This window comes from uncultured Oscillibacter sp., assembly GCF_910584465.1.
GTDB lineage: Bacteria > Bacillota > Clostridia > Oscillospirales > Oscillospiraceae > Oscillibacter.
In genome coordinates, this window is sequence record NZ_CAJUBK010000015.1 from 14,305 (window position 1) to 36,104 (window position 21,800).

The window sequence follows — 21,800 nt, forward strand, 5'->3', positions numbered from 1 at the left end:
TAAGAAAACGCCCTCCTGTCTATGGGGACATGGGAGAAGGCGTGTGACTGCATACATGTTCGAGCACACTCCTAATATAGCTCGTTTTCCCGATCTTCGCAAGACGTTTTGGAAAAAAAGCGTTTTTTTGGGAGTTATGACAAAATGTTATGTAAACTGCGTTATGTAAACCTATCGGACCGTATGCGCGGAGGGCCCGCGCCAGGAGGAGTGGCGTCCACATTTAGGGGGCGCCGCTCCCCGGATATCCCATATCTGCCGTCCCCTCCCCTCCCCCCGTCCGGCGTCCCGGATGGGACGCCGCCGGAGCCGGATCTCCCCGGAGAGCGGCGATCTTGTGCGATCCAACGAGAACCCCGTCACGCCCTCGCCCGCCGCCGCTTCTTGGGGCCGGCCGCTCCGGCCAGCAGCCCCCCCGCCAGGCCGCACAGCAGCAGGATGCCGCCGCGGCCCAGCCAGGCGATCTGCTCCCAGAAGCCCAGGCCCAGCAGGATCAGCACGGACAGGAAGGCCGCCGCCGTCAGCGCCCCCCCGGCCCGCCAGCCGGTCAGGCGCACCGTCAGCACGCCCCCGGCCAAGGCAGACAGGCCGCACAGTACGGCCACCAGGGGGAAGCTCCCCCCTTCCGATACCGTGCCCTTCACCAGCAGCAGCGTCAAAAGCAGCAGGCCCAGCAGGTATACGCCCAGGGACAGCGCTCCCCCCGCCAGGAACCCCTGCCACATGGCCCGCTTTTTCCGTCCTTTCGCCATAAAAAGCCCTCCCTCGAAACATGCTCTTGAGAGGAGCATATTCTTCGGGAGGGTGCTTTTATGCGTTTGGGACAGGCAGTATCCAAAACTTTGGAGGGCGGCTCAGTCCTCCTCGCCGCTGCCGATCCCCTTCTTCTCGTCCTTCTTGTCCTCTTTCTTCTCGTCCTTCTTCCCCTCGGGCTGCTCGGTGCTCTGCACGCCCACGGAGCTGACGGCCCACTTGGTCAGTTCCATGCGGACCCGGTCGTCGCTGGTCTCGATGATGATGGTGTCCTTGCCGACGGAGACGATCTTGCCGACGATGCCTCCGATCGAGGTGACGACGTCGCCCTTCTTCAGGCTGTCCCGCATCTCCTGGGCCTTCTTCTTCCGTTTGTTCTCCGGCCGGATCATCAGGAAATACATGACCGCGACCATGACGATCAGCATGATAATCGTAGGATCCATTGACAGCTTCCTTCCTTCGTGTGATCAGAATGTATCCATTATACCAGATGAGGGGAGTTTTGCAAGCCTTTTCTGCAAGAACTTTCCGCCCCTGTTGGTTTACACTTTTATTAAGAAAGCCCCGAACCAGAAAATACCAGGGGCCGAACCATCAAAACGAATGAAAAAGAATGTAAAAGGAGTAAACGAACATGAGAATCAAAGTGGAAGGAAAAGCGCATCTCAAGGGCACGTCCAAGAAGACTGGCCAGCCCTACGACTTCATCCAGATCCATTACCTGGGTTCGGACCGTGGTGTTACCGGCAAGGCGGCGCTTACCCTGGCCCTCGAACCCCAGAGCTACAACTTCGACGCGATTCCCGTCGGCTGTGACGTGAACGTCGAGTTCGATAACCGTGGCAACGTCGTCACCTTCTCCCCCGTGACGGCAAAGTGACGCCGCCCCTCCCACCATCCGCAAGCTCTTCCGCTTTGCTCTGCGCCCGGCCTCCACCACCGTGTGGGGCTGGGCGTTGCCCCCTACTCGATAGGGCAACAAATTGACATCACCTGAAAATGGGAGTGCTTGCGTATGCCGGAGTTCATCCTCGACCCATGGGGGGACCCTATCCCCCTGGGGGACTGGCTCCATCCGCACGTTCTCCCTCGTGCCTCCTGGGACGACTGCCGCTTTGAGGACCTGCGGAAAGCCTACACGGAAAAATTCCGTGGCTATGGCTTCGCCAATACCCATACCAACGCACGGTATAAGCTCTACCGTTCAAAGGCCGTCCTTCAAGTTTCCAACGACAATATTTTCCCCACGGCAGATTGGGAAGATGACAAGGGCCTGAAAGGCCGTGCCTACGATGTCCCGTCCAAAGGCAAAGCGGCAGACCCCCAACGTGCGTCAGAGGAAGCCCGCCGCCGTGCAAAGTCCAAGGTCCGGGACATCGCCTTGTGTAACCAGTTCACCCATATGCTTACCTGGACGCTGGACAAGGAGAAGGTGGACCGCTACGACCCCGAACAGGTCTATAAAAAGGTCCGGCCCTTCCTCTCCAACATGACCCAGCGCAAGGGCTTCCTCTACGTGGTCATCCCGGAGTATCACACGCTAAAAGAGGGCGAGACCCGCCCCGCGATCCACTTCCACGGCCTCTGCTCCCTGGGCTCCGTCCGCATCGAAAGGGCCCTTCTGCCCTCCGGCTCTCCAAGGGTGGACAAGCATGGGCGGCCCGTCTATAACATGACCGATTGGGGCTTTGGCTGGTCTACCGTCGTTCCCCTGGATGATGACTATGAAAGGGCCGTCAACTACGTCACCAAGTACATAGCCAAGCAGGAAGAAAAAATCCTCGGCAAGTATTACCTGTCCTCCCGCACGCTCCGCAAAAAGCCGGAAATCGTCCCCTTGGAATGGGGACTAGACTATGATTCCTTCGTTGACGAGGCAAAGCTGGCAACAGGCCAGCAATATGAATCCACGGTATTCCGTGACGTGAAAATCGTCAACGAGGAATTTGACCGGAGTAATTTTGATGAAGAAAGCAAATCCCGAAAGCAGGATAACCTGTAGCAAATGTATCTTCTGCGGCAACAATCCCCCGTCCTGCGCCGCACACAAGAACTACCCTATCACCCAGCGGGAATATTACGTCCGTCCCGTCTGGTGTCCCTTCGGCGGCAGGCCGTTCTGATTCCCTCTTTCTGAAAGTGTGCTTGCAAAACCCGGCACGCTGTCACGTACCGGGCCTATGCGGTTATTTTCCTACCCGCTGTGCGACGAACTGTATTCCTAGCATGAGAATAACCAGTAATCCGCTGCTTGATGTTGCAAATTTAAGGATTGCGTTCATTTCTTGGTTACCTCTTTTCTTCAATAGTTAAGGGCTGATCTTCTCTTTCTATGTGGATTGGTTGGTATGCCCCCTTCCAGGGGCGTTCTGAAAAATTGTTTTAGTTTGGCCGCTAGCATTTTATCAGAACAAAAGTACCGTGTCAAATGAACAAACCGTGAAAAACCGCATTTTGTAAGTACACTTTCAAAAGGAGGGAATCCAAATGTACAGTGTTCTTCTCGGCCTCCCGTGCCTTATCCTGGCAATCCTGGAGGGCCTAAGCATGGCGATTTCCTTCACCGTGGCTTATTTCCTCCTTCGTGGCTATATCAAAATCGAAATCCCGCCCGATGACCACCACAAGAAATCCTGTACATAAAGGAGAACAACATGGAACCTCGTCTTTACTTCGAGGACCTAAGCTATGACGGCATCGGCGATTTTATCGCCTCCGCCGTGGAGAAGTCCGAAAGCGCCCCCCTGTACCTCCTGGGCAAAGCCGCCGCCTATGTCGACATCGCCGCTATCCTGGGCCGTGTCACCCGCTTGGAGGCAATGGAGCTCCGCACCATCATCGCCGTCCACGCCGCCATGGCGGAGCCCAAACCCGCCGAGTATTGGGAGGCGCAGTAAATGGCTGTCATGCTGTTTAAGCTATTCGTGTTCCTTGGGGCCGTCTTCGGCCTGGCCTTTGCCCTGGTACTGCTCCTGTGCTGGCTCTTCGACAAAATCAAGGCTCATTTCGACAAATAACCGTAAGGAGGGCCTATCATGGGAGCTTCTGCCGCACTTTTCGCTTTGGCCGCTTCGGGCCATCGTTTGACCCCGGAAGAGCTTTTCGTTGGCTTTTTCCAGTTGTGTTTCATTCTGTGCTTGCTCGGCGCACTTAAATACTCTTTGGATTTTGTCCTTTGGGCGCTTGACAAACTGTTTTCCTGGCTCTGGCGTTCTTTGAAAACGCACTTTCAAGACCGCAAGAAAAAGGACCGCATCTAGCGGCCCCGTTTATGTAGTAGCTTAATAAGTCCAATAATAGCGCCGAAAATAGCTAAGCCTGTTCCGATTGTTCCAATTGGACCAAGGTCTGCGTTTGCAATAATTGGTATCCATTCCGTGAACATGGCTTTAAACACCATTCCTATTTGAGACAGTAACTCTTTCATTTGGAGGCTCCTTTATGAATTCTATATTTGCGTATTTCTTTGCGTATGTTGGCGCTGGCTTTGCGCTTGCCATAGGCTTTCAGGGCTTTGAAGCCCTAGTGTATATCATCCAGAGTTCTGCTGTTTGGTTTTTCTCCCGCTTCAAGAAGGACCGCCCCTAGCGGTCCTCCTCCTCCCGGTGTTCGTCCTGGATAAGATGTAGCAGGATTTCATTCGACTTCCGCACTATCTCAACCTCCCGCCGCTCCGCCTCCCGCTGGCGTTCCAGCTCCTCGGTTTCTTCGGAGCTCCGCCGGGCTATCAGCCCCTTCACGGCCCGGATGATGTTCCGAACGATGATGTAAAGGAGTAGTAATAAGCATATGCCAGAGGCCCAATCAATTAAATCCGCAATTAGGAATTTTGTTGATACGGGAAGGTTTAGGCCCCAGTTTAAGGTATCTATTGCTCCTATAATGATAAATCCAATGATGGGATGCCAGAACTTTAATTTTGGTTCTTTCATGTCAAATCCCCCTTTTAGGGATAGTATCACGTTTAGATAGGCGGTGTCAATCAATGCGGAAAAATGCACTAAGATTTTTCTTCTGTTTCTTGGCTTTGATTGTTCTGTCTCTATCTGTATTTCCTGCCCAAGCTGTCGACACTGAATACACTTCTGTAGAGTCGTTTTGGAATTGGGTAGCTGGCAGCGGTGATATTGCCCAGGGAATTTTATCCCATGTCCCCATCGGCTCTAGAGATAATGTCTGCGCAAAGTCTGATGATGGCTATCACCATTCAAACGGATTTACAAAAGATGGTGGAGACGGATATTTTCTATGCGTTTGCAGAGATTGCGGCAGGGAGTTTAAAGGCTATGCCTCGGACCTGCCCGCCGCCTACAACGACTACGTGACCACCCTCCCGGCTACGGGCTACACCTCGGACGGCGCTATTCTCTGGTCCCCCGAAATTTCGTATGTGTATACCTTTTGGAACAGTTATCGTCGTTATTGTCCTCATTATAGTGGTTCATATGATAAGTTGGACGATGGATATATTTCCGTTTTTGATTGTGCAAATAAAACTATCCTTTTGCGTCCAGTCGCTGGGTCTAATTCTTTTACTCATCGGTATGCTCAAGCTGGATTTTCAGGGAAATATCCAATAGACGGTTATTATAGACTAACAAAGTCCTTGGCTTCCAATTCCACTGTTATTGGAGGTTCTACGTCTAAATCTTATTCTCTTTTCTATGAAGCTGAATCTAAGGCCACTTTGTATTATGCTGGTGTATCTTACGATTTTTCTAAACGTGTGGTAGATGGTTCTTCTAATTCTATTCAGCACGCATCATATTCTTACTATCCTCCCGTGTACGAGGTCGTTCCTTTTGATTCCGGCATCGGGCAAGTAAATAATACCTACAACACCACCACCCGCCCGACTTCCATCTCTGGCGGAGCTCTCGGGATTGCCGATGTTGATGCTAACGGCCAGCTTACAGGCTCATACACCAAAGTAGAAGACAACAGCACTATCATCAACGAGACGAACAACACCTACTACAACCCCGCAACCGGCGTCACCGTTCCCATCACCAACTGGTCCTATGACTACTCGGACCGCTCCTATAGGGTAGACTACACCACCTCCAACACCACCGGAGACACGGTAACGAATACCTCCACCATCACCTATGGAGACGAATACATCACCATCCAGGAAATAGACAACTCCAAAGGGGACACCATCACCAATAACTACACGATATATTACCTCATAGACGGCTCCGGCTCCGGTGAAGTTTGTGCCCACGACTGGACGGAGACCGACACCACCCCCGCCACTTGCACGCTCCCCGGCTCCAAGCTCTTCACCTGCTCCAAGTGCCAGAAGCCCAGGACCGACCCCATCCCGGCCCTGGGCCACGACTGGAAGGTGAAGCAGACCGTCGCCACGGAATATGACGATACAGGCCAGCTAGTCCAAAAGGGCTACACCATCTTTGAGTGCTCCCGCTGTCACGAACAATACAAGTCCGAAGATGGGACAAGCCCCCCGGATACTCCTCCGGAGGACCCCGGAGAGGAGGAGGAGAAAAAAGGCTTCTTCGCCTGGCTTTGGAGCGTCCTGACCGATGCAGTCAAAAAGCTGATAGAAGGTATCATCGACGCTATCCTGAAGACCCTTGATTTCTTCTTCGGCGGCGATAGTCAGTCAAACTATGACTTCTATAACAGTCCTTCAACATTTAGCGGGGTAAGTGTATGGGCCTCTTAAACGCTCTCGACGTGATGCTCTCCGCCGTCGTCGATTTCATGATGTTCTTCCGCCAGTTCTGGGACCTGCTCCCCATGGTGGTCCAAATGCTGGCCTATGTATCCTTCGGCATGGTCATTCTCCTGGGAATGATACGCTGGCTCATGTAAAGGAGGTCCCTCATGCTCTGGACCTTGATTCGCGCCTGTTTCCTCTGGATGCCCTACCCGCTGTTCTGCGTCTGCTCCATGGCCTTCGTAGGCTTCGGTCTCCTGTTCTTCCTCCGCCTCCTGAAATTCATTCTGGAGTACATCCCCGGCTATTGAATCTGCACTTTCAAAAAAGGAGGGAAGCCCCATGAACGACGCATTGCAGGTCATCGGCGCAATCCTGGAGGGCGGCTGGAAGCTCCTGACGGAAACGGACATCCCCGGCGTGGGTTTCTCCGTCGCCGCCCTCCTGGTGGGCCTCCTCATGGTTTCCTTCGGCTTCCGTGTCCTGTCCTACATTTTCGGCTGGCATTTCAGCATGGATGATTCCATGGACATGGCGGACTGGCTGTCCTCCCAATTCAAGGGCTACGGCAATTCCAAGGGCGGAGAGCTCACGATATCCGACGCAAGAAAAAACGACGAATTTTAAAGGTGATGAAGATGAAGAAATACCTTGCCCTGTTCCTGGCCCTGGTCCTATGCCTTAGCGTCACGGCCTATGCGGAGGACCTGGACGGAGATTCCAGCGATACCGATTCCCCCGCTTATGAGGATACGGCTCCGGAGCCCGAACCTGCTCCGGAGCCCGAACCCGCCCCGGAGCCCGAGCCCGCCCCGGAGCCCGAGCCCGCCCCGGAGCCCGAGCCCGCCCCCGAGCCTGAACCCGTCCCGGAGCCTGAACCCGCCCCGGAGCCCGAACCTGTCCCGGAGCCCGAGCCCGCCCCGGAGCCTGAACCTGCCCCGGAGCCTGAACCCGCCCCGGAGCCCGAGCCCGCCCCGGAGCCCGAGCCCGCCCCGGAGCCTGAACCCGCCCCGGAGCCTGAACCCGTCCCGGAGCCTGAACCCACCCCGGAGCCCTCCGCCCCTCCTGATGCCCTCCCCGGCACTCTCCCGGGCGTTCTCCCTGATTTCGGCGGCTTCGCCCCGGATTCCCTCTATACCGTCCAGCAGGAGCCCACCATGGCCCCTTACTCTACATACTCCATCGGCGGCGATTCCCTGGACCGTGCCTCCGGTACTCTTGCCGATATCACCGCCCGTCTGTTCGGCGAATACCAGCCCCGGACCCAAACCGTAACGGAGTACCTCTCCGACGGCACCAGCGTTTCCTATGACCAGTACGTCCCCGGCGTTGCCGGGATGGACTTCAACTGGATAGCCGGAGTGCTTCTGTTCATCATTGTCCTGTGGTCCCTGTTCAAATTGCTGGGGGTGTTCTTCAAAAATGTCTGAAATGATAGAGTTCTCTACGGCGATGCTAAGCCTCGTCTGTGACTTCCTCTCCGCGCCCCCCATTTCCTACCTCTTCGGTCTTTTCTGCTTCTGCGCTGTGTGCAAAGCGGTCAAGATATTGCTTTCCCAAAATTGAAACGAAAGGAGTATTATCATGGACCCTACGACTACCACCACTTCCCTGTCCGGCATGATCACCAATGTGGGCTCTGTCTTTGAGGCCGCTATCGGCTGGGTCGGCACCATCGCCTCCACCGTCGGCTCTGAGCCCATCCTGTTCCTGGCCTGTGTGGGTATCCCCCTGTGCGGCCTGGGCGTGACGATGTTCAAGCGTCTGCTCTCTGCCCGTGCCTGATCTAGAGGGGAGGGGCGGCAAAAACGAAGTTTGCCGCCCCTCCCTTCATCCTTTGAAAGTGTAGGAACAAAATCGATGAAACTGCCTGACTTAAAATTCCAGTGGCCCGCCTTTTCTTCTCCGAAACCCAAACGGAAGAAGCGCAAGGGCTACGCCCTTTCCCTGTACTTCGGCATCCCCGGTGCCGGAAAGACTACCATGGCGGCTTACCTGTCTAAAACGGATATGAAGCGTGGCCGTAAGGTCTATTCCAACGTCCCCATTACCGGGACCATGAAGGTGGATAAAGCCGATATCGGACATACCATGCTCTGCGATGGCCGTCTGATTTGGGATGAAGCGGGCCTTGATTACGATAACCGCAAAATGAAAATGACCGATGAGGAAATCTACTTCTACAAGTATCATCGGCATTATCAAATGGACGTGGATTTCTTCTCCCAGGGCCTGGACATGGATATTAAAATACGCAAGCTGGCCCGCCACATCTACCTTGTCCGCAGTTCTATCCTCCCGTTCTTCATCGAACGCAAGGAGATAAGCCGCCGTGTCGGCATCGACCAGAACACGCACCAGATCATTGATGAATACTTCTGGAAGCCCCTGGGCACAAAGCTGATTTTTTGCCCGCCCCTCTGGAAACTGTTCAACACGTACAGCCGTAAACCCCTGCCGGAGAAAGTGTGGCAGGAATGGTAACAACCGCAAAGGCCCCGGAAGGTCAATCCTCCGGGGCTTCGCTTTCGCCGTTCTCGGCGGCACGCTTCACGCAGTCGACGATATAAGCCGTCAGGCTCTTGCCCTCCGCCTCCGCCAGCGTCCGCCATTCCTCACGGGTCCCCTTGGGGACTTGCAATTCAATGCGGTCATATGTCTTGGCCCGGTATTTGTCCTTCCCCAAAAAAACCACCCAGGGCCCCAGCCCGGAAAGGAAGCCGCTATGAACCCTGATAACGAGGAAATTTTGAATTTATCGTCCTGCGATTTCTGCCTACATCCGGAGTGCTGTGACATCTGCCCGCATTTTTGTGAAGATATTCCCCTTTGAACCTACACGAACAAAAAGAGAAAGGAGCCCTTACCATGACCATCAGCCAAGCCACGAAATTCCTGGAAGACGCCTTCGACGTGCTGAACAAGGAATATTTTGAAAATACACTTTCAAAGCCCCTCATCACCATCCAGTCCACCCCCGGCACCTTCGGCCATTATACCACCTACGACGCATGGACAGCCCCCCGGCAGGGCAAGGGCTTCCGAGAAATCAACCTGGGAGCCGAAAGCCTGGACCGCCCCACGGCCAACGTCATCGCAACCCTCGTTCACGAAATGACCCATATGTACTGTGACCAAAACGGAATCAAGGACACCAGCCGGAACGGCACCTACCATAACAGCCGCTTCAAGCAGGAAGCCGAAAAGCGGGCCCTTTCCATCGAATACGACAAGCGCATCGGCTGGAGTATCACCCAGCCCACAAAAGAACTCCGCTCCCTCTGCGCCCGCCAGCATTGGAACGGCAAGCTGACCGCCCACCGCTCCTGGACCCCCAAGGACCCCAAAGAGCCCAAGCCCTCCAGTACCCGGAAATACGTGTGCCCATGTTGCGGCAACTCCGTAAGAGCTACCAAGGCCGTCAACATAATCTGTGGTGACTGTGGCCTGGATATGGAACTTGCCTAAGCCAAGCCGCCTGGAATCCCACCCCACGGGACCCCAGGCGGCTTTCCCATGCCCTCACGCCTCCCCCAGCCGCTCCCAGCCCCTCCAAGGATACGCGAAGCGTGTTCCCGGCGGGTCCGGCGAGTTCCCCGCCGCACCCTCGAACCGCCCGCCGCCAAGCCCAGCCGCCCGCCCGGCCCCGTGCGCATAGCCGCACTCCGTAAAGCAAAAATGCTTGCTTTGTATGCCTTGCGCCCCTGCGCCCCCTTCCGATGCCCTGCGCACTCACAAAAGGAAAGAGGAGAGTAAAATGACGAAAATCACGTACATGGACAGGCTTTACATAGAGAAGCACCAGCACCATCTGACAAAGAAACAGCTTGCCAGCGATATCGGTTGCAGTCTCTCCACCGTCTACTACGAGTTCAACCGTGGCGGCTATTGGCATACAGATAAAAACCTCGTAGACCATTGGCGCTATTCCGCCGATATCGCCCAGCAGGATTACGATTATAAGCAAACCGCTAAGGGCCGCCCTCCAAAGCTCGGCAACAACTGGACCTTCATCCATTTCATAGAGGACCAAATTATAAACCACAAGGCCAGCCCCTACGCCGCCCTGAAACGCTGGGCCAAAACCCACGCCTGGACCATCTCCATAAATACCCTCTACCGTTACATAGATTCCGGCCTCTACTTCCCAAACCTCACAAGTAAGCACCTTCCAGAGAAGAAGCCCAAACCAAACAAGAAACAAACAAAGACCAAGCCCGCCCGGCATCCCAAAGGCACTAGCATAGAGAAGCGCCCAAAGGAAATCGCCTCCCGCACCACCTGGGGCCATTGGGAAATGGATACCGTGATAGGCCGGGCCAAGGGCAAAAATCAAACCTGTCTCGTCCTCACCGAACGCCTCACCAGATATGAGCTCATCCTAAAGCTGAAAGACAAAACCACGGCCTCCGTCACTAGGGCCCTAAACCGCCTGAAACGCCAGGGCAGGGCCAAGTTCATAAAGAGCCTCACCGTAGACAACGGCTCCGAGTTTCAGGATTACGCCAGCATGAAGAAAATAGCCCCCGTCTACTACTGCCACCCGTACACCTCCTGCGAACGTGGCTCCAATGAGCGCATGAACCGTATGATACGCCGTTTCTTCCCCAAAGGCTCCGACTTCTCCAAGCTCACACAACAGGACTGCAACAACGTCCAGGACTGGCTCAACGACTACCCCCGCCGCTCCCTGGACGGCAAGACCCCCAGGGAACGCTGGGCGGAAGTTTGCCCTTTCCCCGCCCCCTAGCCTCCTAGTAAATATCTTTTGCATGGAAATTTTCCAAATACTATTGACAAACTTCAGAACTTTCCGCCCCTCCCCCGTGTCCGGCGGGCGGACGCGTTTGACAGGGGCCGCCTCTCGTAGTATGATGGTAAGGATCACATGTTTTGGAGGTGCGAGATGATCCCATTCGTTTTGAGGCCCTGGCAGCTGGAGGATGCAGGAGACGTCGCCTCCGCGGCCAACGATCCCAAGATCGCGGCGAACCTGCGGAACGTCTTCCCGACCCCCTACACCCTGGCGGACGCCGAATGGTTCGTGGGCGACTGCGTTTCCAAGGAAGGGGGACGGCAGCTCACGCGGGGCATCCTGATCGGCGGGAGGGCCGCCGGGAGCATCGGCGTCTTCGTGAAGGACGACGTGTATGAGAAGTCCGCCGAGCTGGGCTACTGGCTGGCGCAGGAGCACTGGGGCCAGGGCGTGATGACGGCGGCGGTGCGGCAGATCTGCCGGGAGGCTTTCGAGCGTTTCGATATCATCCGCATCTTCGCCGAGCCCTTCGCCGATAACCTGGGCTCCCGGCGGGTGCTGGAGAAGGCGGGCTTCACCTATGAGGGCACCATGCGGGACGGCATCTATAAGAACGGGGCGGTCCATTCCTATTGCATCTATTCCCTGCTGCGCAGGGAGCTGGATCGTCCATGAACGGCGGCGCATCTCCCCCCTCACCTCCGGGGCGATGGCGCATACACTGGATTGAGAGGGTCCCATCCTTTCACCCAGTTACTTATTAGGAGGTATTGCAATGCCCGAGAAAGTCATGCCCGGTCCCGTGGAGGACCTCAGCGGCATCCGAGAGGCGGTTTGCATCCATACCAGGAAGATCTACGATTCCTGCCGAGATAAAGACTGCATCGAAGACCTGCGCTTCTACCCCAAGCTCCAGTATGTGGACGTCATCGACCGCGCGCTGTCCGTCAAGGGCGGCAGCGCCAAGCTCCTTTATGTCTACGTCGACGTGGAGCCCGTCAGCTTCAACCGGGGCTTCTACACCGTCGACATGCGCTTCTTCTACTCCGTCACCCTCCAGGCTTACCTGAGCTGCCCCGCCCCCGTCACCGTAGAGGGCCTGTGCGTGTTCGACAAGCGGGCCATCCTGTTCGGCAGCGAGGGCAACGCCAAGATCTTCTCCTCCGAGCTCCGCACCGGCGAGCCGGACCTGCAGCTCATGAGCCGCTCCAACCTGCCCATCGCCGTGGTGGAGGCCGTGGATCCCATCGTCCTGGACGCCCGGATCATGGACTGCTGCGGCAAGCGGGACTGTGACTGCGACCTGTGCGAGGTGCCCTCCTTCGTCAACAGCTGCTTCGGCGGGGAGCTCTCCAGCGGGGACGACAGCCGCCGCATCTACGTCACCCTGGGCCAGTTCTCCATCGTCCGCCTGGAGCGGGACTCCCAGCTCCTGGTGCCCGTGTATGACTACTGCATGCCCGACAAGGAGTGCGCCTGCGGCAGCGGCAGCGAGGACCCCTGCGGCATCTTCCGGAACATCTCCTTCCCGGTGGGCGAGTTCTTCCCGCCCAACACGGTGCGGATGCCCGAGAATTACGAGGAATGCTGCTGCGCCTGCCATAGATGAGCGAACGAGGACCGTCCCGGGATCGGGACGGTCCTCTCAGCCTGTCGAGGATGTCTTTTCGACAGGCTGAGTAAGTTTTCCGGACTTTTTTGAAGTTCGGAAAACTTACGGATCTAAATGGCGCAGGAGGTCCTTCCTGGGTCTCCCGCACATGGCCTCCCTTCCCGTCGATGCGCTCTCCACGTTTTTCGACAGACCGAGCGGCCCGTCCCGATCCCGGGACGGGCCGCTCCCCTCTCACTGGTATCCCACCGTGCTGGTCTTGGGGCTCATGATGCACACGTAGCTGCTCCCCTGTCCCAGGACCAGGGGGCTCCCGTCCTCCAGCGTATAGGAGAAGGGATGGTCCCGGTCCTCCCGGCTCCACCGGATGGGGACCGCCCTGCCGCCGCAGGAATACAGCCCCTCCCCTTCGCCGGTGGTCCGGACCCGGAGCCGGCCCACGTCGTCCAGGACGGTGGTAGAGGTCTCCAGCACCAGCACGTTCGTCACGCTGACCTGATCGCCGGTGCTGCCGTCGACGTGCTCCTTCCCGTACTGTCCCACCAGGTATCTCCCGCTGGCGGCGTCGTAGTCGAAGGTGCCGGTCTTATAGCCGGAGAAGCGGACCTCGATATGCTCCGCCGGCTCCCCTCCCGCCGGGGTCCCGTCCTCTTTGAAGTCCTGGGGATAGTCCCAGCCGCTCGCATGCTCCGTCGCGATCTTCCCCTTCGCCAGGTACTCCAGGATCTTCTCGCCGGAGGTGATCAGGCTGTGCTCATAGCCGTTTTCCCTCCGCCGGTCCGGATCCCGCCAGAAGATCTGCGCGTCGTCGCCGCCCCGGACGCCGTCCATGTGGTCCACCTTCCAGTCCCGCAGGTCGGCGTACGCCTCCTGGCTGCCGCCGGCGTGGACATAGACGGCGTCATGCCCCAGGGCCAGTTCCACGAAGTAGGGCCGGGCGGAGCGGACGCTGCCCAGGATCCCCACGTCCTCCACCGACTGGTACAGGCAGAGCATCCGGGTGATGCCGCCCTCCACCGGGACCTCATAGATGATGTCCGCCTGGGAGATGCCCAGCTGGGGCTGCGCGGCCTTCAGGTTGTTCAGCATGATGGCGATGGGCCGGCTGTCCTCATATACCGGCTCCATGGGCAGGCCCGTCAGCGGGTCGGTCCCCGCCGGGACCTGGGGCCCTGGATCCGGCTCCGGCTCCGGGACGGCCGGCTCCTCTTGTCCCGCAGGCTCAGGAGCGGGCTCCGGCTCCGGGTCCTCCCCGCAGGCCGCCAGGGCCAATATCATCCACACCGCCAGGGATAACGCGAGCGTCCTCTTTTTCATCTCGCCGCCGCCTTTCTTTTTCGATCTCGCTCCCTTATGATACCAACATCCTGTGGGTGCGTCAAGACAAGATCTGCCAAATTTCGATCTCCCCCTATACGATCCCACCGGATCTGGAGTATAATAGCCTTGGGACTATCCCAAGGAGGTGCCGCTATGCCGGGTTTCATCCAAGACAAGCTGGAGATCAAATTCCTCATCCTCTACATCGCCGCCAGGGTCATCGAGCCCGTGCCCTTCGACACGATCTTGGACCTGGCCCTCTGCGACGACGCCATCGACTACTTCGACTTCTCCGACTGCCTGGCCGACCTGGTCCGCACGGAGCACATGACCCTCTCGGACAGCGGCCTCTACGCCCTCACGGAGAAGGGCCGCAGGAACAGCGCCATCTGCGAGTCCAGCCTCCCCTACTCCGTCCGCCGGCGCTGCGACCGGGATTTGGAGGCGTGGAACCGCAAGCTCCGCCGGCAGCGGCAGGTGCGCTCCTCCGTCGAGCGGCGGCCCAACGGCACCTACACGGTGAAGCTGACCCTGAACGACGACAAGGGCGGTGTCATGGACCTGCGTCTGATGATGGTGGACCAGGCCCAGGCCAAGGCGGTGGCGAAGCGTTTCGAGAGCTCCCCGGAGGAGCTCTACGGCCAGATCATCCAGCTCCTCTTGCCGGACGCGCCGTGAAAAACGCCCGATCGAAAACGAGAGGGGGCCCCCGCGGGGGCCCCTCTCGCAGCGCGTGCGCCTCTTCTTCCGGCGAGCCGGCGCGGGTGCGGGACCGTCCCGTACCCGCGCCTCGTTCACTTCACCACGACGTTTTCCTCCCCCAGGGTCTCCCGGGCCTCCCGGATCAGGGCCCGGTGTAGCAGCACCTGGGTGCCGAACATCTTCCGGGTGTCCGCCATGACCATCTTCACCTGGGTCGTGCCGGGGAACATGGTGAACACCAGCTTCATGTGCCGGACGCTGGGGTCCTCCAGCGAGGGGAACTTCAGGTACAGCGTCTCCCCCTCCACCAGCTTGCCCGGCGCCGCGGCGGGGGGCCGGGCGGGCGCGCCCGCCTCCGCCATCTCCAGCGGATAGGCGGAGTCGCACATGAGCTGCGGGGACTTCTCGTCCCGGACGGACAGCTTCCCCTTCACCACCACGGCCTGGTTCTCCCGGAGGTAGGAGCCGCAGAGGTCCAGGGTCCTGCTGAAGCACAGCATCTCGATGGACCCGGTCTCGTCCTCCAGGACCACATAGGCCATCAGCGAGTTGTTCTTCGTGGTCTTGGTCTTGCTGGAGGTCACCACGCCGGCCAGGGTCAGGTACTGCCCGTCGGCGAAGCGGCCGGGCCCGGTCTCCTGCGCGAAGTCCTCCATGACCGCGCCGATCTGCGGGACCCGCAGCCGCCGCACGATGTCCCGATAGGCGTCCATCGGATGCCCGGAGAGGTAGAGGCCCGTGGTCTCCTTCTCCATGTTCATCCGCTCCTGCGCGGTGAACTCCGGGATGTCCGGCAGGTGGGGATCCTCTCCGGCGGCGGGCAGCCCGCCGGGGGCGGCGAGGCTGAAGAAATCCATCTGCCCCTCCAGGTTCTGCCGCTGCCGGGCGGCGGCGGCGTCCAGCACCTTCTCATAGACCTGGATCAGCTGGGAGCGGCGGGCCCCGGTGGAATCGAAGGCGCCGGCCCGGATCAGGTTCTCCACCGCCCGCTTGTTCATGTCGCTGCCCGCCATCCGGCGGCAGAAGTCGTGGAGGGACGCGAACGCGCCGTTCTCCTCCCGCTCCTTCATGACGGCCTGGATGAAGCCCCGGCCGATGTTCTTGATGGCCACCAGCCCGAAGCGGATGCCCCCCTCCTCCACGGTGAAGCGGTCCAAAGAGCGGTCGATGTCCGGCGGCAGGAGGGCGATGCCGATGTCCCGGCATTCGTTGATATAGCCCGCCACCTTGTCGGAGTTGTCCAGGACGCTGGTCAGCAGCGCCGCCATGTACTCCCGGGTGTAGTGGCATTTGAAATAAGCCGTCTGGTAGGCCACCACCGCGTAGCTGACGGCGTGGGCCTTGTTGAAGGCGTACTCCGCGAAATCGTAGATCTTATCGTAGATCCGCCGGGCGGTCTCCTCCGGTATCCCGTTGGCGGCGCAGCCTGTGATGCCCCTCCCCTTGTCACCGTGCAGGAACGCCTCGCGCTCCTTCTCCAGGTCTTTCGCCTTCTTCTTGCTCATGGCCCGGCGGACCATGTCCGCCTGTCCCAGGGAATACCCGGCCAGGACCTGGAAGATCTTGATGACCTGCTCCTGGTAGACGATGCAGCCATAGGTGTTGGCCAGGATGGGCTCCAGCAGGGGGTGGTCGTACTTCACCTTCTGCGGGTCGTGCGCGCACTCCAGGAACTGGGGGATGGAGTCCATGGGGCCCGGGCGGTAGAGGGCGATGATGGCGGTGATGTCCTCGATGCTCCGGGGCCTCAGCCCCATGCACACGCCGGTCATGCCGGTGGACTCCATCTGGAACACGCCGGAGGTCTTCCCCGCCGCCAGCATCTCATAGGTCGCCGGGTCGTCCTCCGGGATGTCCTCCAGGCGGAACCCCGGCTGGCGCTCTTTCAGGAGCTGTACCGCGTCCTCCAGCACCGTCAGGTTCCGGAGGGCCAGGAAGTCCATCTTGAGCAGGCCCAGCTCCTCCAGCGTCACCATACCGTATTGGCAGACCACGATGTCGTCGTTCCGCGCCAGCGGCACATATTCGTAGACGGGCCGTTTCGTGATGACCACGCCAGCGGCGTGGGTGGAGGCGTTCCGGGGCATCCCCTCCAGCATCCGGGCGGTGTCGATCAGGCGCTTCACCGTCTCGTCGCTGCCATAGAGGTCGCTGAGTGACTTCGTCAGGCGCAGGGCCTCGGCCAGCGTGATGTGGGAGCCGGGGGGATTGGGGATCTGCTTGGCGATCTGGTCCACCTCGGCGTAAGGCAGGTTCATCACCCGGCCCACGTCCCGGACCACGCCCCGGGCGGCCATGGTGCCGAAGGTCACGATCTGGGCCACATGGTCCTCGCCGTACTTCCGGCGGACGTATTCGATGACCTCGCCCCGGCGGGTGTCGCCGAAATCCATGTCGATATCCGGCATGCTCACCCGCTCCGGGTTCAGGAACCGCTCGAAATAGAGGCCGTACTTCACCGGGTCGATGTCCGTGATGTGGAGGCAGTAGCTGACCATGGATCCCGCCGCACTGCCCCGGCCCGGCCCCACGGGGATGCCTGCGCTCCGGGCGTAGCGGACGAAGTCGGAGACGATGAGGAAGTAGTCCGTGAAGCCCATCTTCTCGATCATGTCCTGCTCGTACTCCAGCTGCTCCCGATGGGCCTCGTCCCTGCCGTAGCGGGCCCGGTAGCCCTCGTCGCAGAGCTCCTTCAAATAGGAGAAGCTGTCGTAGCCCGGCGGGAGCTGGAACTCCGGCAGGTGGTACTTGCCGAAGATGAAGTCCATATGGCACATCCCCGCGATCTTCACCGTGTTCTCCAGCGCGCCCTCATAGCCGGCGAAGAGCTCCGCCATCTCCTCCTCGCTCCGGAGGTAGAAGTTCCGGGGCTCGTAGCGCATCCGGTCCTCGTCGTCCAGGGTCTTGCCGGTCTGGATGCAAAGCAGCACGTCGTGGGCCTCCGCGTCCTCTTTCCGCAGGTAGTGAGCGTCGTTGGTGCAGACCATGGGCAGGCCCGTCTCCTGGTGGATCTTCAAGATCCCCCGATCCACCACGGCCTGATCCCGGATGCCGTGGTCCTGGAGCTCCAGATAGAAATGGTCCGGGCCGAAGATCCCCGCCAGCTCCAGGGCATAGCGCTTGGCGTTCTCATACTCCCCGTTCCGCAGCCGCCGGGGGATCTCCCCCGCCAGGCAGGCGGACAGGGCGATCAGTCCCCTGCTGTGCTCCCGCAGGAGGGACAGGTCGATCCGGGGCCGGATGTAGAAGCCCTCCGTCCAGCCCATGGAGACCAGGTAGGAGAGGTTGCGGTACCCCTCCTCGTCCTCGCAGAGGAGGACCAGGTGGCGGCTCTCCGCGTCGAACTCGTGGACCTTGTCGAACCGGGTCCGGCCCTCCGGGGCCACGTAGACCTCGCAGCCGATGATGGGCTCGATCCCCTCCGCCTTGCAGGCCCGGTAGAAATCCACCGCACCGTACATGACCCCGTGATCGGTGATCGCGCAGGCCGTCTGGCCCATCCCCTTCACGATCTTCGGCAGGTCCCGGATGCGGCACGCGCCGTCCAGGAGGCTGTATTCCGTATGCACATGCAGGTGCACGAAGGCCATGGGGCCTCACCTCCCCTCTCTCATCTCGCAGCCGGCCTCGCCCGGAGGGCCAGCAGGGCCTTGATGTCCTCCAAGATCTCCGGGGAAGTCAGGTCGATCATCAGCCAGCGCCCCATCTTCGAGGACGCCGTCTCCCGGTACAGCGTCCGGGTGCGCTCCGTACAGAGCGGGAGGACCCGCTCCGCCGCGGCCTCGTCTTTTGGCGCGACGGAGATCATCGCCGTCACATAGCCCGGCCGGAGATACACGGTCGCCAGGGGCCTGCTCCCCTTCCTGAACTTCACGTTCCATCCCGGCTCCAGGCCGCACCGGCTGTATCCCATCTGGGGCTCCGCCCCGTAAGCGTCCTTGAAGTACCGCCGCAGCTCCGGCCAAAGGGGCCCGTCCACATAGCGGTCGATCTCCTCCATAGAGGGCTCCCGGTCCATGGGGTACCGGAGGGCCCACTCCCGCATCTCTGGCATCGTAAAAGCATCCTCCTGTCATCTCTGTAAAGCGATACCGCTTCACGCATCACATGTGGGGGTCAAAGTCCTTCCGCCAGCTCCACCAGCTTCCGGAGCCGGTGGTTCAGGCAGGACTTCGTCACCGGCGGATCGAACTCCTCCGCCAGCTCGGACAGGCTCAGCTCCGGGAACTCCAGCCGCAGCGCCGCCGTCTGCTGGAGCTTGTCCGGCAGCTCCATGAGCCGCCCCGCCGCCTGGAGCTTCCGGATGGCCTCCCCCTGGCTCTGGGCGGCCTCCACCGCCTTGTCCAGGTTCGCACTGTCGCAGTTCAGCCGGCGGTTCACGCTGTTCCGCAGGCCCTTCTCCAGCTTGGTGGACATGATCTCCATCGCCGCTACCGGCGCGCCGATGAGGGTCAAGAAATCCTCGATCTGGTCGCTCTGCTTGAAATAGGTGACGGAGCTCCCGTTCCGGGCGACGCTCTTGGGCGGGTATCCGCTCTCCCGGAGGAGCACCTCCAGCTCCCGGCTGGCCTGGAGGTGGGAGCTGGTCAGCTCCAGGTGGTAGCGCTTGGAGGGATCCGTGATGCTCCCCCCGGCGAAGAAGCACCCCCGGAGGAACGCCGCCCGGCAATGGTCCTCCTCCAGCATGGCGAAGTTGATGTGGAGGGCTAGGCTCTGCCGGGGCGCATAGCCCAGGAGGTCGATGATGTGGTCCAGCTTCTCCCGCTCCGTGATCTGGAAGACCATCTTCCGCCCCTCCTCGACGGCGGGCTGCCGGTCGAAGCGCAGGTCGAAGGCCCGGTGGAACAGCTTCGGGAGCCGGGCGGCGAGATTGGGGTTCGCCGTGATGATGCGGACCTCGGAGGAGCTGAAGGTATGGCAGTAGAGCAGGATGCCGTAAGCCTCCGCCTGGGCGCAGCAGCGCCGCTGCACCGGCAGCCTGCACAGTTCGTTCTTCGTGTCGAAGGAAAAGGACACCCGCCGTCCTCCTCTCTGAGATCAGTCCATATAAAGCCTTATTCCTTGCAGTAGCGTCCGCCCGCGATGCGGACGTTCCGCTCCGCGTGGAGCAAGATCAGCTCCTGGGCCAGCCGGTCGGGATGGTGGCGGACGAAGCCGTCCTGCACCATGATGATGGGGCGGCTGACCAGCTCCACCCCCAGGGCGGCGCAGCGGTCCGTGTCGTAGCGAAGCATCTCCGCCCCCTCCTCGGCATAGCGGGCCGCTACGCCCTCCGGGATGGGCGAGGAGTTCACCAGGCACAGGTGGAACAGCCCCTCCACCGAGTGCTGGAAGAGGGCCGCGATGTGGTCCGAGGCGGTATAGCCCTCGGTCTCCCCCTCCTGGGTCATGACGTTGCAGACATAGACCTTCAAGGCGGAGGACGCCCGGATCGCCTCCACGATGCCGTCCACCAGGAGGTTCGGGATGATGCTGGTGTAGAGGCTCCCGGGCCCCAGGACGATCATGTCCGCCGCATCGATGGCGGCCAGCGCCTCCGGCAGGGCCTTGGGGTGCTCCGGCAGCAGGCGCACCTTGGTGATGCGGCAGTCCTCCTTCTTCTTGCAGTAGGAGATCTTGGACTCGCCGATGACGGAGGCGCCGTTCTCGAACTCCGCCTCCAGCTGCACGTCGGCGGTGGTCACGGGCAGGACCCGGCCGGTGATGGCCAGGACCTCGCTCATCCGCCGGACCGCCGCGTCGAAGCTGGGGGAGATGCCGTTCAGCGCCGCCAGGAAGAGGTTGCCGAAGCTCTGCCCGGCCAGGGTCCCCTCCTGGAAGCGGTAATCGATCAGCTGCTTCATCAGCGGCTCCGTATTGGCCAGGGCCTCCAGGCAGTTGCGGATGTCCCCCGGCGGGGGCATCCCCAGGTCCTGGCGCAGCACGCCGGAGCCGCCGCCGTCGTCCGCCACCGTGACGATGGCGGAGAGATCCTCCGTATAGTCCTTCAGGCCCCGGAGCATGTTGGACAGGCCGTGGCCGCCGCCGATGACGGCGATCCGGGGCCCCTGTCCCCGGGGCGTGCGGTAAGGTCGATATCCCATAGGGCTCCTTTCTAAACTGCCCGTTCCATGTCCCGGTGGTGCTCCGCCGTCCGGTAGCCCTGCCGCCGGACGAACTCCGACAGCGCGTGGGCGATGGCCACGGAGCGGTGGTGCCCGCCGGTGCAGCCCACGGCGATGACCAGGCCGGTCTTCCCCTCCTCCGCGTAAAGCGGCAGGGTGAACGACAGGAGGTCTTCCACCCTGCGGAGGAAATCCCGGGTCTGCTGGAAGCTGAACACATAGTCCGCCACCGGCCCGTCCAGGCCGGTCTGATGACGCAGCTCCTCGATATAGAAGGGGTTCGGCATGAACCGCACGTCCAGCACCAGATCGGCCTCCAGCGGGAGGCCGTACTTGAAGCCGAAGGAAGTGACGCTCACGCTCATGCCCGCCTGCTCCCCCTCCCCGTCGAAGAGGCGGAGGAGCTCCCGCCGCAGGCGGGCGGTGGAGAGCCGGGTCGTGTCGATCACGAAGTCCGCCCGTTCCTTGACCGGTTCCATCAGCTCCCGCTCCTTCTCCACGGCCTCCTCCAGGGAATCGGACTCCTTCTCCAGAGGATGGCGGCGGCGGGTCTCCTTATAGCGCTTGATGATGGCCGCCGGGGACGCCTCCAGGAACAGCATCCGGCAGGTGGCCTCCATGCCCCGCAGCTGATCGAGCACGCCGAAGAGCTCCGTGAAGGACTCCGCCGTCCGCACGTCGTACACCAGGGCCACGCGGGCGTAGCGTCCGCCGCCTGCGGCGCAGAACTCCGCGAATTTCAAGATCATGGCGGCGGGCATATTGTCCACGATATAAAAGCCGCTGTCCTCCAGGAAGGACGCCGCCTTGCTCTTCCCCCCGCCGGAAAGGCCGGAGATGATCAGGATCTCCATGATAACGCCC

Annotated in this window: 29 protein-coding genes; 18 read left to right on the forward strand and 11 right to left on the reverse strand. The window is 60.2% G+C overall.

All coding sequences use genetic code 11. The features are described from left to right. Window positions 1-359: 359 nt before the first annotated feature. Together QZ332_RS05620 and yajC are read right to left on the reverse strand one after the other, a co-directional pair. On the reverse strand, window positions 360-752 hold the full coding sequence (locus tag QZ332_RS05620) for a hypothetical protein (RefSeq protein ID WP_295763421.1): 393 nt from the start codon (window positions 750-752) through the stop codon (window positions 360-362). A gap of 102 nt (window positions 753-854) precedes the next feature. Next, entirely contained in the window at window positions 855-1,199 is a 345-nt protein-coding gene (gene yajC / locus QZ332_RS05625; RefSeq protein WP_295763424.1) for a preprotein translocase subunit YajC, read from the reverse strand. Window positions 1,200-1,390: 191 nt separating this feature from the next. On the opposite strand from yajC, the gene QZ332_RS05630 reads away from it, so the two are divergent. From QZ332_RS05630 to QZ332_RS05650, 5 genes are all read left to right on the forward strand, one after another. Continuing rightward, a complete protein-coding gene (locus tag QZ332_RS05630; RefSeq protein ID WP_295763426.1) occupies window positions 1,391-1,636 on the forward strand; it encodes a hypothetical protein in 246 nt (81 codons plus the stop codon). Window positions 1,637-1,771: 135 nt separating this feature from the next. After that, window positions 1,772-2,758 (forward strand): hypothetical protein, encoded by a 987-nt coding sequence (locus QZ332_RS05635; RefSeq protein WP_295763429.1) that lies wholly within the window; start codon window positions 1,772-1,774, stop codon window positions 2,756-2,758. 485 nt (window positions 2,759-3,243) lie between these two features. Then, window positions 3,244-3,399 (forward strand): hypothetical protein, encoded by a 156-nt coding sequence (locus QZ332_RS05640; RefSeq protein WP_295763432.1) that lies wholly within the window; start codon window positions 3,244-3,246, stop codon window positions 3,397-3,399. Between the two features lie 11 nt (window positions 3,400-3,410). Further along, window positions 3,411-3,653 carry a hypothetical protein gene (locus QZ332_RS05645; protein ID WP_295763434.1) on the forward strand — a complete coding sequence of 81 codons (243 nt, stop codon included), beginning with the start codon at window positions 3,411-3,413 and terminating at the stop codon, window positions 3,651-3,653. Window positions 3,654-3,791: 138 nt separating this feature from the next. Further along, the gene (locus tag QZ332_RS05650; protein WP_295763436.1) at window positions 3,792-4,016 is read left to right on the forward strand and encodes a hypothetical protein; all 225 of its coding nucleotides are present in this window, start codon (window positions 3,792-3,794) and stop codon (window positions 4,014-4,016) included. Here QZ332_RS05650 and QZ332_RS05655 read toward each other — a convergent pair. After that, window positions 4,013-4,183 (reverse strand): hypothetical protein, encoded by a 171-nt coding sequence (locus tag QZ332_RS05655; RefSeq protein WP_295763438.1) that lies wholly within the window; start codon window positions 4,181-4,183, stop codon window positions 4,013-4,015. The genes QZ332_RS05650 and QZ332_RS05655 overlap by 4 nt on opposite strands. A gap of 14 nt (window positions 4,184-4,197) precedes the next feature. Here QZ332_RS05655 and QZ332_RS05660 point away from each other — a divergent pair, with 14 nt between their 5' ends. Then, complete coding sequence (locus tag QZ332_RS05660) at window positions 4,198-4,344, forward strand: hypothetical protein (RefSeq protein ID WP_295763441.1); 147 nt, start codon at window positions 4,198-4,200, stop codon at window positions 4,342-4,344. Here QZ332_RS05660 and QZ332_RS05665 read toward each other — a convergent pair. After that, window positions 4,341-4,688 (reverse strand): hypothetical protein, encoded by a 348-nt coding sequence (locus tag QZ332_RS05665; protein WP_295763444.1) that lies wholly within the window; start codon window positions 4,686-4,688, stop codon window positions 4,341-4,343. The genes QZ332_RS05660 and QZ332_RS05665 overlap by 4 nt on opposite strands. A 53-nt stretch (window positions 4,689-4,741) precedes the next feature. Between QZ332_RS05665 and QZ332_RS05670 the strand changes: the two genes are divergently transcribed. The 7 genes from QZ332_RS05670 (at window position 4,742) to QZ332_RS05700 (ending at window position 8,926) form a co-directional block, all read left to right on the forward strand. Further along, the gene (locus QZ332_RS05670) at window positions 4,742-6,448 is read left to right on the forward strand and encodes a hypothetical protein (protein WP_295763447.1); all 1,707 of its coding nucleotides are present in this window, start codon (window positions 4,742-4,744) and stop codon (window positions 6,446-6,448) included. Then, on the forward strand, window positions 6,436-6,597 hold the full coding sequence (locus QZ332_RS05675; protein ID WP_295763449.1) for a hypothetical protein: 162 nt from the start codon (window positions 6,436-6,438) through the stop codon (window positions 6,595-6,597). The genes QZ332_RS05670 and QZ332_RS05675 overlap by 13 nt, the downstream gene beginning before the upstream one ends. Before the next feature lie 12 nt (window positions 6,598-6,609). Further along, complete coding sequence (locus QZ332_RS05680; RefSeq protein ID WP_295763453.1) at window positions 6,610-6,753, forward strand: hypothetical protein; 144 nt, start codon at window positions 6,610-6,612, stop codon at window positions 6,751-6,753. Window positions 6,754-6,784: 31 nt separating this feature from the next. Further along, window positions 6,785-7,069 (forward strand): hypothetical protein, encoded by a 285-nt coding sequence (locus QZ332_RS05685; protein ID WP_295763456.1) that lies wholly within the window; start codon window positions 6,785-6,787, stop codon window positions 7,067-7,069. A gap of 5 nt (window positions 7,070-7,074) precedes the next feature. After that, on the forward strand, window positions 7,075-7,872 hold the full coding sequence (locus QZ332_RS05690) for a hypothetical protein (RefSeq protein ID WP_295763459.1): 798 nt from the start codon (window positions 7,075-7,077) through the stop codon (window positions 7,870-7,872). Window positions 7,873-8,026: 154 nt separating this feature from the next. Then, a complete protein-coding gene (locus QZ332_RS05695) occupies window positions 8,027-8,227 on the forward strand; it encodes a hypothetical protein (RefSeq protein ID WP_295763461.1) in 201 nt (66 codons plus the stop codon). Between the two features lie 75 nt (window positions 8,228-8,302). Next, entirely contained in the window at window positions 8,303-8,926 is a 624-nt protein-coding gene (locus QZ332_RS05700) for a hypothetical protein (protein WP_295763464.1), read from the forward strand. Between the two features lie 22 nt (window positions 8,927-8,948). Here QZ332_RS05700 and QZ332_RS05705 read toward each other — a convergent pair whose 3' ends face one another. Continuing rightward, a complete protein-coding gene (locus QZ332_RS05705; protein ID WP_295763467.1) occupies window positions 8,949-9,128 on the reverse strand; it encodes an antitoxin in 180 nt (59 codons plus the stop codon). Between the two features lie 182 nt (window positions 9,129-9,310). Here QZ332_RS05705 and QZ332_RS05710 point away from each other — a divergent pair, with 182 nt between their 5' ends. The 4 genes from QZ332_RS05710 to QZ332_RS05725 all read left to right on the forward strand — a co-directional run bounded on the left by QZ332_RS05710 (window position 9,311) and on the right by QZ332_RS05725 (window position 12,807). Beyond that, window positions 9,311-9,910 carry a SprT-like domain-containing protein gene (locus QZ332_RS05710; protein ID WP_295763470.1) on the forward strand — a complete coding sequence of 200 codons (600 nt, stop codon included), beginning with the start codon at window positions 9,311-9,313 and terminating at the stop codon, window positions 9,908-9,910. 289 nt (window positions 9,911-10,199) lie between these two features. Continuing rightward, window positions 10,200-11,192 carry an IS30 family transposase gene (locus QZ332_RS05715; protein WP_295763472.1) on the forward strand — a complete coding sequence of 331 codons (993 nt, stop codon included), beginning with the start codon at window positions 10,200-10,202 and terminating at the stop codon, window positions 11,190-11,192. A 156-nt stretch (window positions 11,193-11,348) separates the two neighbouring features. Beyond that, the gene (locus QZ332_RS05720; protein ID WP_295763475.1) at window positions 11,349-11,873 is read left to right on the forward strand and encodes a GNAT family N-acetyltransferase; all 525 of its coding nucleotides are present in this window, start codon (window positions 11,349-11,351) and stop codon (window positions 11,871-11,873) included. 100 nt (window positions 11,874-11,973) lie between these two features. Next, window positions 11,974-12,807 (forward strand): hypothetical protein, encoded by an 834-nt coding sequence (locus QZ332_RS05725; RefSeq protein WP_295763478.1) that lies wholly within the window; start codon window positions 11,974-11,976, stop codon window positions 12,805-12,807. A 237-nt stretch (window positions 12,808-13,044) separates the two neighbouring features. Here the strand turns inward: QZ332_RS05725 and QZ332_RS05730 are convergent, their stop codons facing one another. Continuing rightward, window positions 13,045-14,127, reverse strand: coding sequence for a DUF3048 domain-containing protein (locus tag QZ332_RS05730; RefSeq protein WP_295763479.1), 1,083 nt, complete (start codon window positions 14,125-14,127; stop codon window positions 13,045-13,047). A 156-nt stretch (window positions 14,128-14,283) separates the two neighbouring features. On the opposite strand from QZ332_RS05730, the gene QZ332_RS05735 reads away from it, so the two are divergent. Beyond that, window positions 14,284-14,808, forward strand: a complete 525-nt coding sequence (locus QZ332_RS05735; RefSeq protein ID WP_295763480.1) for a DUF4364 family protein — start codon at window positions 14,284-14,286, stop codon at window positions 14,806-14,808. Window positions 14,809-14,924: 116 nt separating this feature from the next. Here the strand turns inward: QZ332_RS05735 and QZ332_RS05740 are convergent, their stop codons facing one another. From QZ332_RS05740 to rapZ, 5 genes are all read right to left on the reverse strand, one after another. Further along, on the reverse strand, window positions 14,925-18,422 hold the full coding sequence (locus QZ332_RS05740) for a DNA polymerase III subunit alpha (protein ID WP_295763481.1): 3,498 nt from the start codon (window positions 18,420-18,422) through the stop codon (window positions 14,925-14,927). Window positions 18,423-18,442: 20 nt separating this feature from the next. Next, window positions 18,443-18,886 (reverse strand): DUF3788 domain-containing protein, encoded by a 444-nt coding sequence (locus tag QZ332_RS05745; protein ID WP_295763482.1) that lies wholly within the window; start codon window positions 18,884-18,886, stop codon window positions 18,443-18,445. Between the two features lie 62 nt (window positions 18,887-18,948). Beyond that, on the reverse strand, window positions 18,949-19,848 hold the full coding sequence (whiA, locus tag QZ332_RS05750; RefSeq protein WP_295763483.1) for a DNA-binding protein WhiA: 900 nt from the start codon (window positions 19,846-19,848) through the stop codon (window positions 18,949-18,951). 38 nt (window positions 19,849-19,886) lie between these two features. After that, window positions 19,887-20,915 (reverse strand): gluconeogenesis factor YvcK family protein, encoded by a 1,029-nt coding sequence (gene yvcK, locus QZ332_RS05755; protein ID WP_295763484.1) that lies wholly within the window; start codon window positions 20,913-20,915, stop codon window positions 19,887-19,889. Window positions 20,916-20,926: 11 nt separating this feature from the next. Continuing rightward, on the reverse strand, window positions 20,927-21,790 hold the full coding sequence (gene rapZ / locus QZ332_RS05760; protein WP_295763485.1) for an RNase adapter RapZ: 864 nt from the start codon (window positions 21,788-21,790) through the stop codon (window positions 20,927-20,929). Between the last annotated feature and the right edge of the window lie 10 nt (window positions 21,791-21,800).

Bases quoted from the DNA above. Each gene is read 5' to 3' on its own strand.
- QZ332_RS05725 (WP_295763478.1), top strand. From the start codon at position 11,974: ATGCCCGAGAAAGTCATGCCCGGTCCCGTGGAGGACCTCAGCGGCATC.
- QZ332_RS05635 (WP_295763429.1), top strand. From the start codon at position 1,772: ATGCCGGAGTTCATCCTCGACCCATGGGGGGACCCTATCCCCCTGGGG.
- QZ332_RS05675 (WP_295763449.1), top strand. From the start codon at position 6,436: ATGGGCCTCTTAAACGCTCTCGACGTGATGCTCTCCGCCGTCGTCGAT.
- yajC (WP_295763424.1), bottom strand. From the start codon at position 1,199: ATGGATCCTACGATTATCATGCTGATCGTCATGGTCGCGGTCATGTAT.
- QZ332_RS05655 (WP_295763438.1), bottom strand. From the start codon at position 4,183: ATGAAAGAGTTACTGTCTCAAATAGGAATGGTGTTTAAAGCCATGTTC.
- QZ332_RS05660 (WP_295763441.1), top strand. From the start codon at position 4,198: ATGAATTCTATATTTGCGTATTTCTTTGCGTATGTTGGCGCTGGCTTT.
- QZ332_RS05630 (WP_295763426.1), top strand. From the start codon at position 1,391: ATGAGAATCAAAGTGGAAGGAAAAGCGCATCTCAAGGGCACGTCCAAG.
- QZ332_RS05715 (WP_295763472.1), top strand. From the start codon at position 10,200: ATGACGAAAATCACGTACATGGACAGGCTTTACATAGAGAAGCACCAG.
- QZ332_RS05650 (WP_295763436.1), top strand. From the start codon at position 3,792: ATGGGAGCTTCTGCCGCACTTTTCGCTTTGGCCGCTTCGGGCCATCGT.
- QZ332_RS05740 (WP_295763481.1), bottom strand. From the start codon at position 18,422: ATGGCCTTCGTGCACCTGCATGTGCATACGGAATACAGCCTCCTGGAC.
- QZ332_RS05720 (WP_295763475.1), top strand. From the start codon at position 11,349: ATGATCCCATTCGTTTTGAGGCCCTGGCAGCTGGAGGATGCAGGAGAC.
- QZ332_RS05685 (WP_295763456.1), top strand. From the start codon at position 6,785: ATGAACGACGCATTGCAGGTCATCGGCGCAATCCTGGAGGGCGGCTGG.
- QZ332_RS05710 (WP_295763470.1), top strand. From the start codon at position 9,311: ATGACCATCAGCCAAGCCACGAAATTCCTGGAAGACGCCTTCGACGTG.
- QZ332_RS05645 (WP_295763434.1), top strand. From the start codon at position 3,411: ATGGAACCTCGTCTTTACTTCGAGGACCTAAGCTATGACGGCATCGGC.
- QZ332_RS05735 (WP_295763480.1), top strand. From the start codon at position 14,284: ATGCCGGGTTTCATCCAAGACAAGCTGGAGATCAAATTCCTCATCCTC.
- QZ332_RS05745 (WP_295763482.1), bottom strand. From the start codon at position 18,886: ATGCCAGAGATGCGGGAGTGGGCCCTCCGGTACCCCATGGACCGGGAG.
- QZ332_RS05695 (WP_295763461.1), top strand. From the start codon at position 8,027: ATGGACCCTACGACTACCACCACTTCCCTGTCCGGCATGATCACCAAT.
- QZ332_RS05640 (WP_295763432.1), top strand. From the start codon at position 3,244: ATGTACAGTGTTCTTCTCGGCCTCCCGTGCCTTATCCTGGCAATCCTG.
- QZ332_RS05730 (WP_295763479.1), bottom strand. From the start codon at position 14,127: ATGAAAAAGAGGACGCTCGCGTTATCCCTGGCGGTGTGGATGATATTG.
- QZ332_RS05620 (WP_295763421.1), bottom strand. From the start codon at position 752: ATGGCGAAAGGACGGAAAAAGCGGGCCATGTGGCAGGGGTTCCTGGCG.
- rapZ (WP_295763485.1), bottom strand. From the start codon at position 21,790: ATGGAGATCCTGATCATCTCCGGCCTTTCCGGCGGGGGGAAGAGCAAG.
- QZ332_RS05690 (WP_295763459.1), top strand. From the start codon at position 7,075: ATGAAGATGAAGAAATACCTTGCCCTGTTCCTGGCCCTGGTCCTATGC.
- QZ332_RS05700 (WP_295763464.1), top strand. From the start codon at position 8,303: ATGAAACTGCCTGACTTAAAATTCCAGTGGCCCGCCTTTTCTTCTCCG.
- QZ332_RS05680 (WP_295763453.1), top strand. From the start codon at position 6,610: ATGCTCTGGACCTTGATTCGCGCCTGTTTCCTCTGGATGCCCTACCCG.
- yvcK (WP_295763484.1), bottom strand. From the start codon at position 20,915: ATGGGATATCGACCTTACCGCACGCCCCGGGGACAGGGGCCCCGGATC.
- QZ332_RS05670 (WP_295763447.1), top strand. From the start codon at position 4,742: ATGCGGAAAAATGCACTAAGATTTTTCTTCTGTTTCTTGGCTTTGATT.
- QZ332_RS05665 (WP_295763444.1), bottom strand. From the start codon at position 4,688: ATGAAAGAACCAAAATTAAAGTTCTGGCATCCCATCATTGGATTTATC.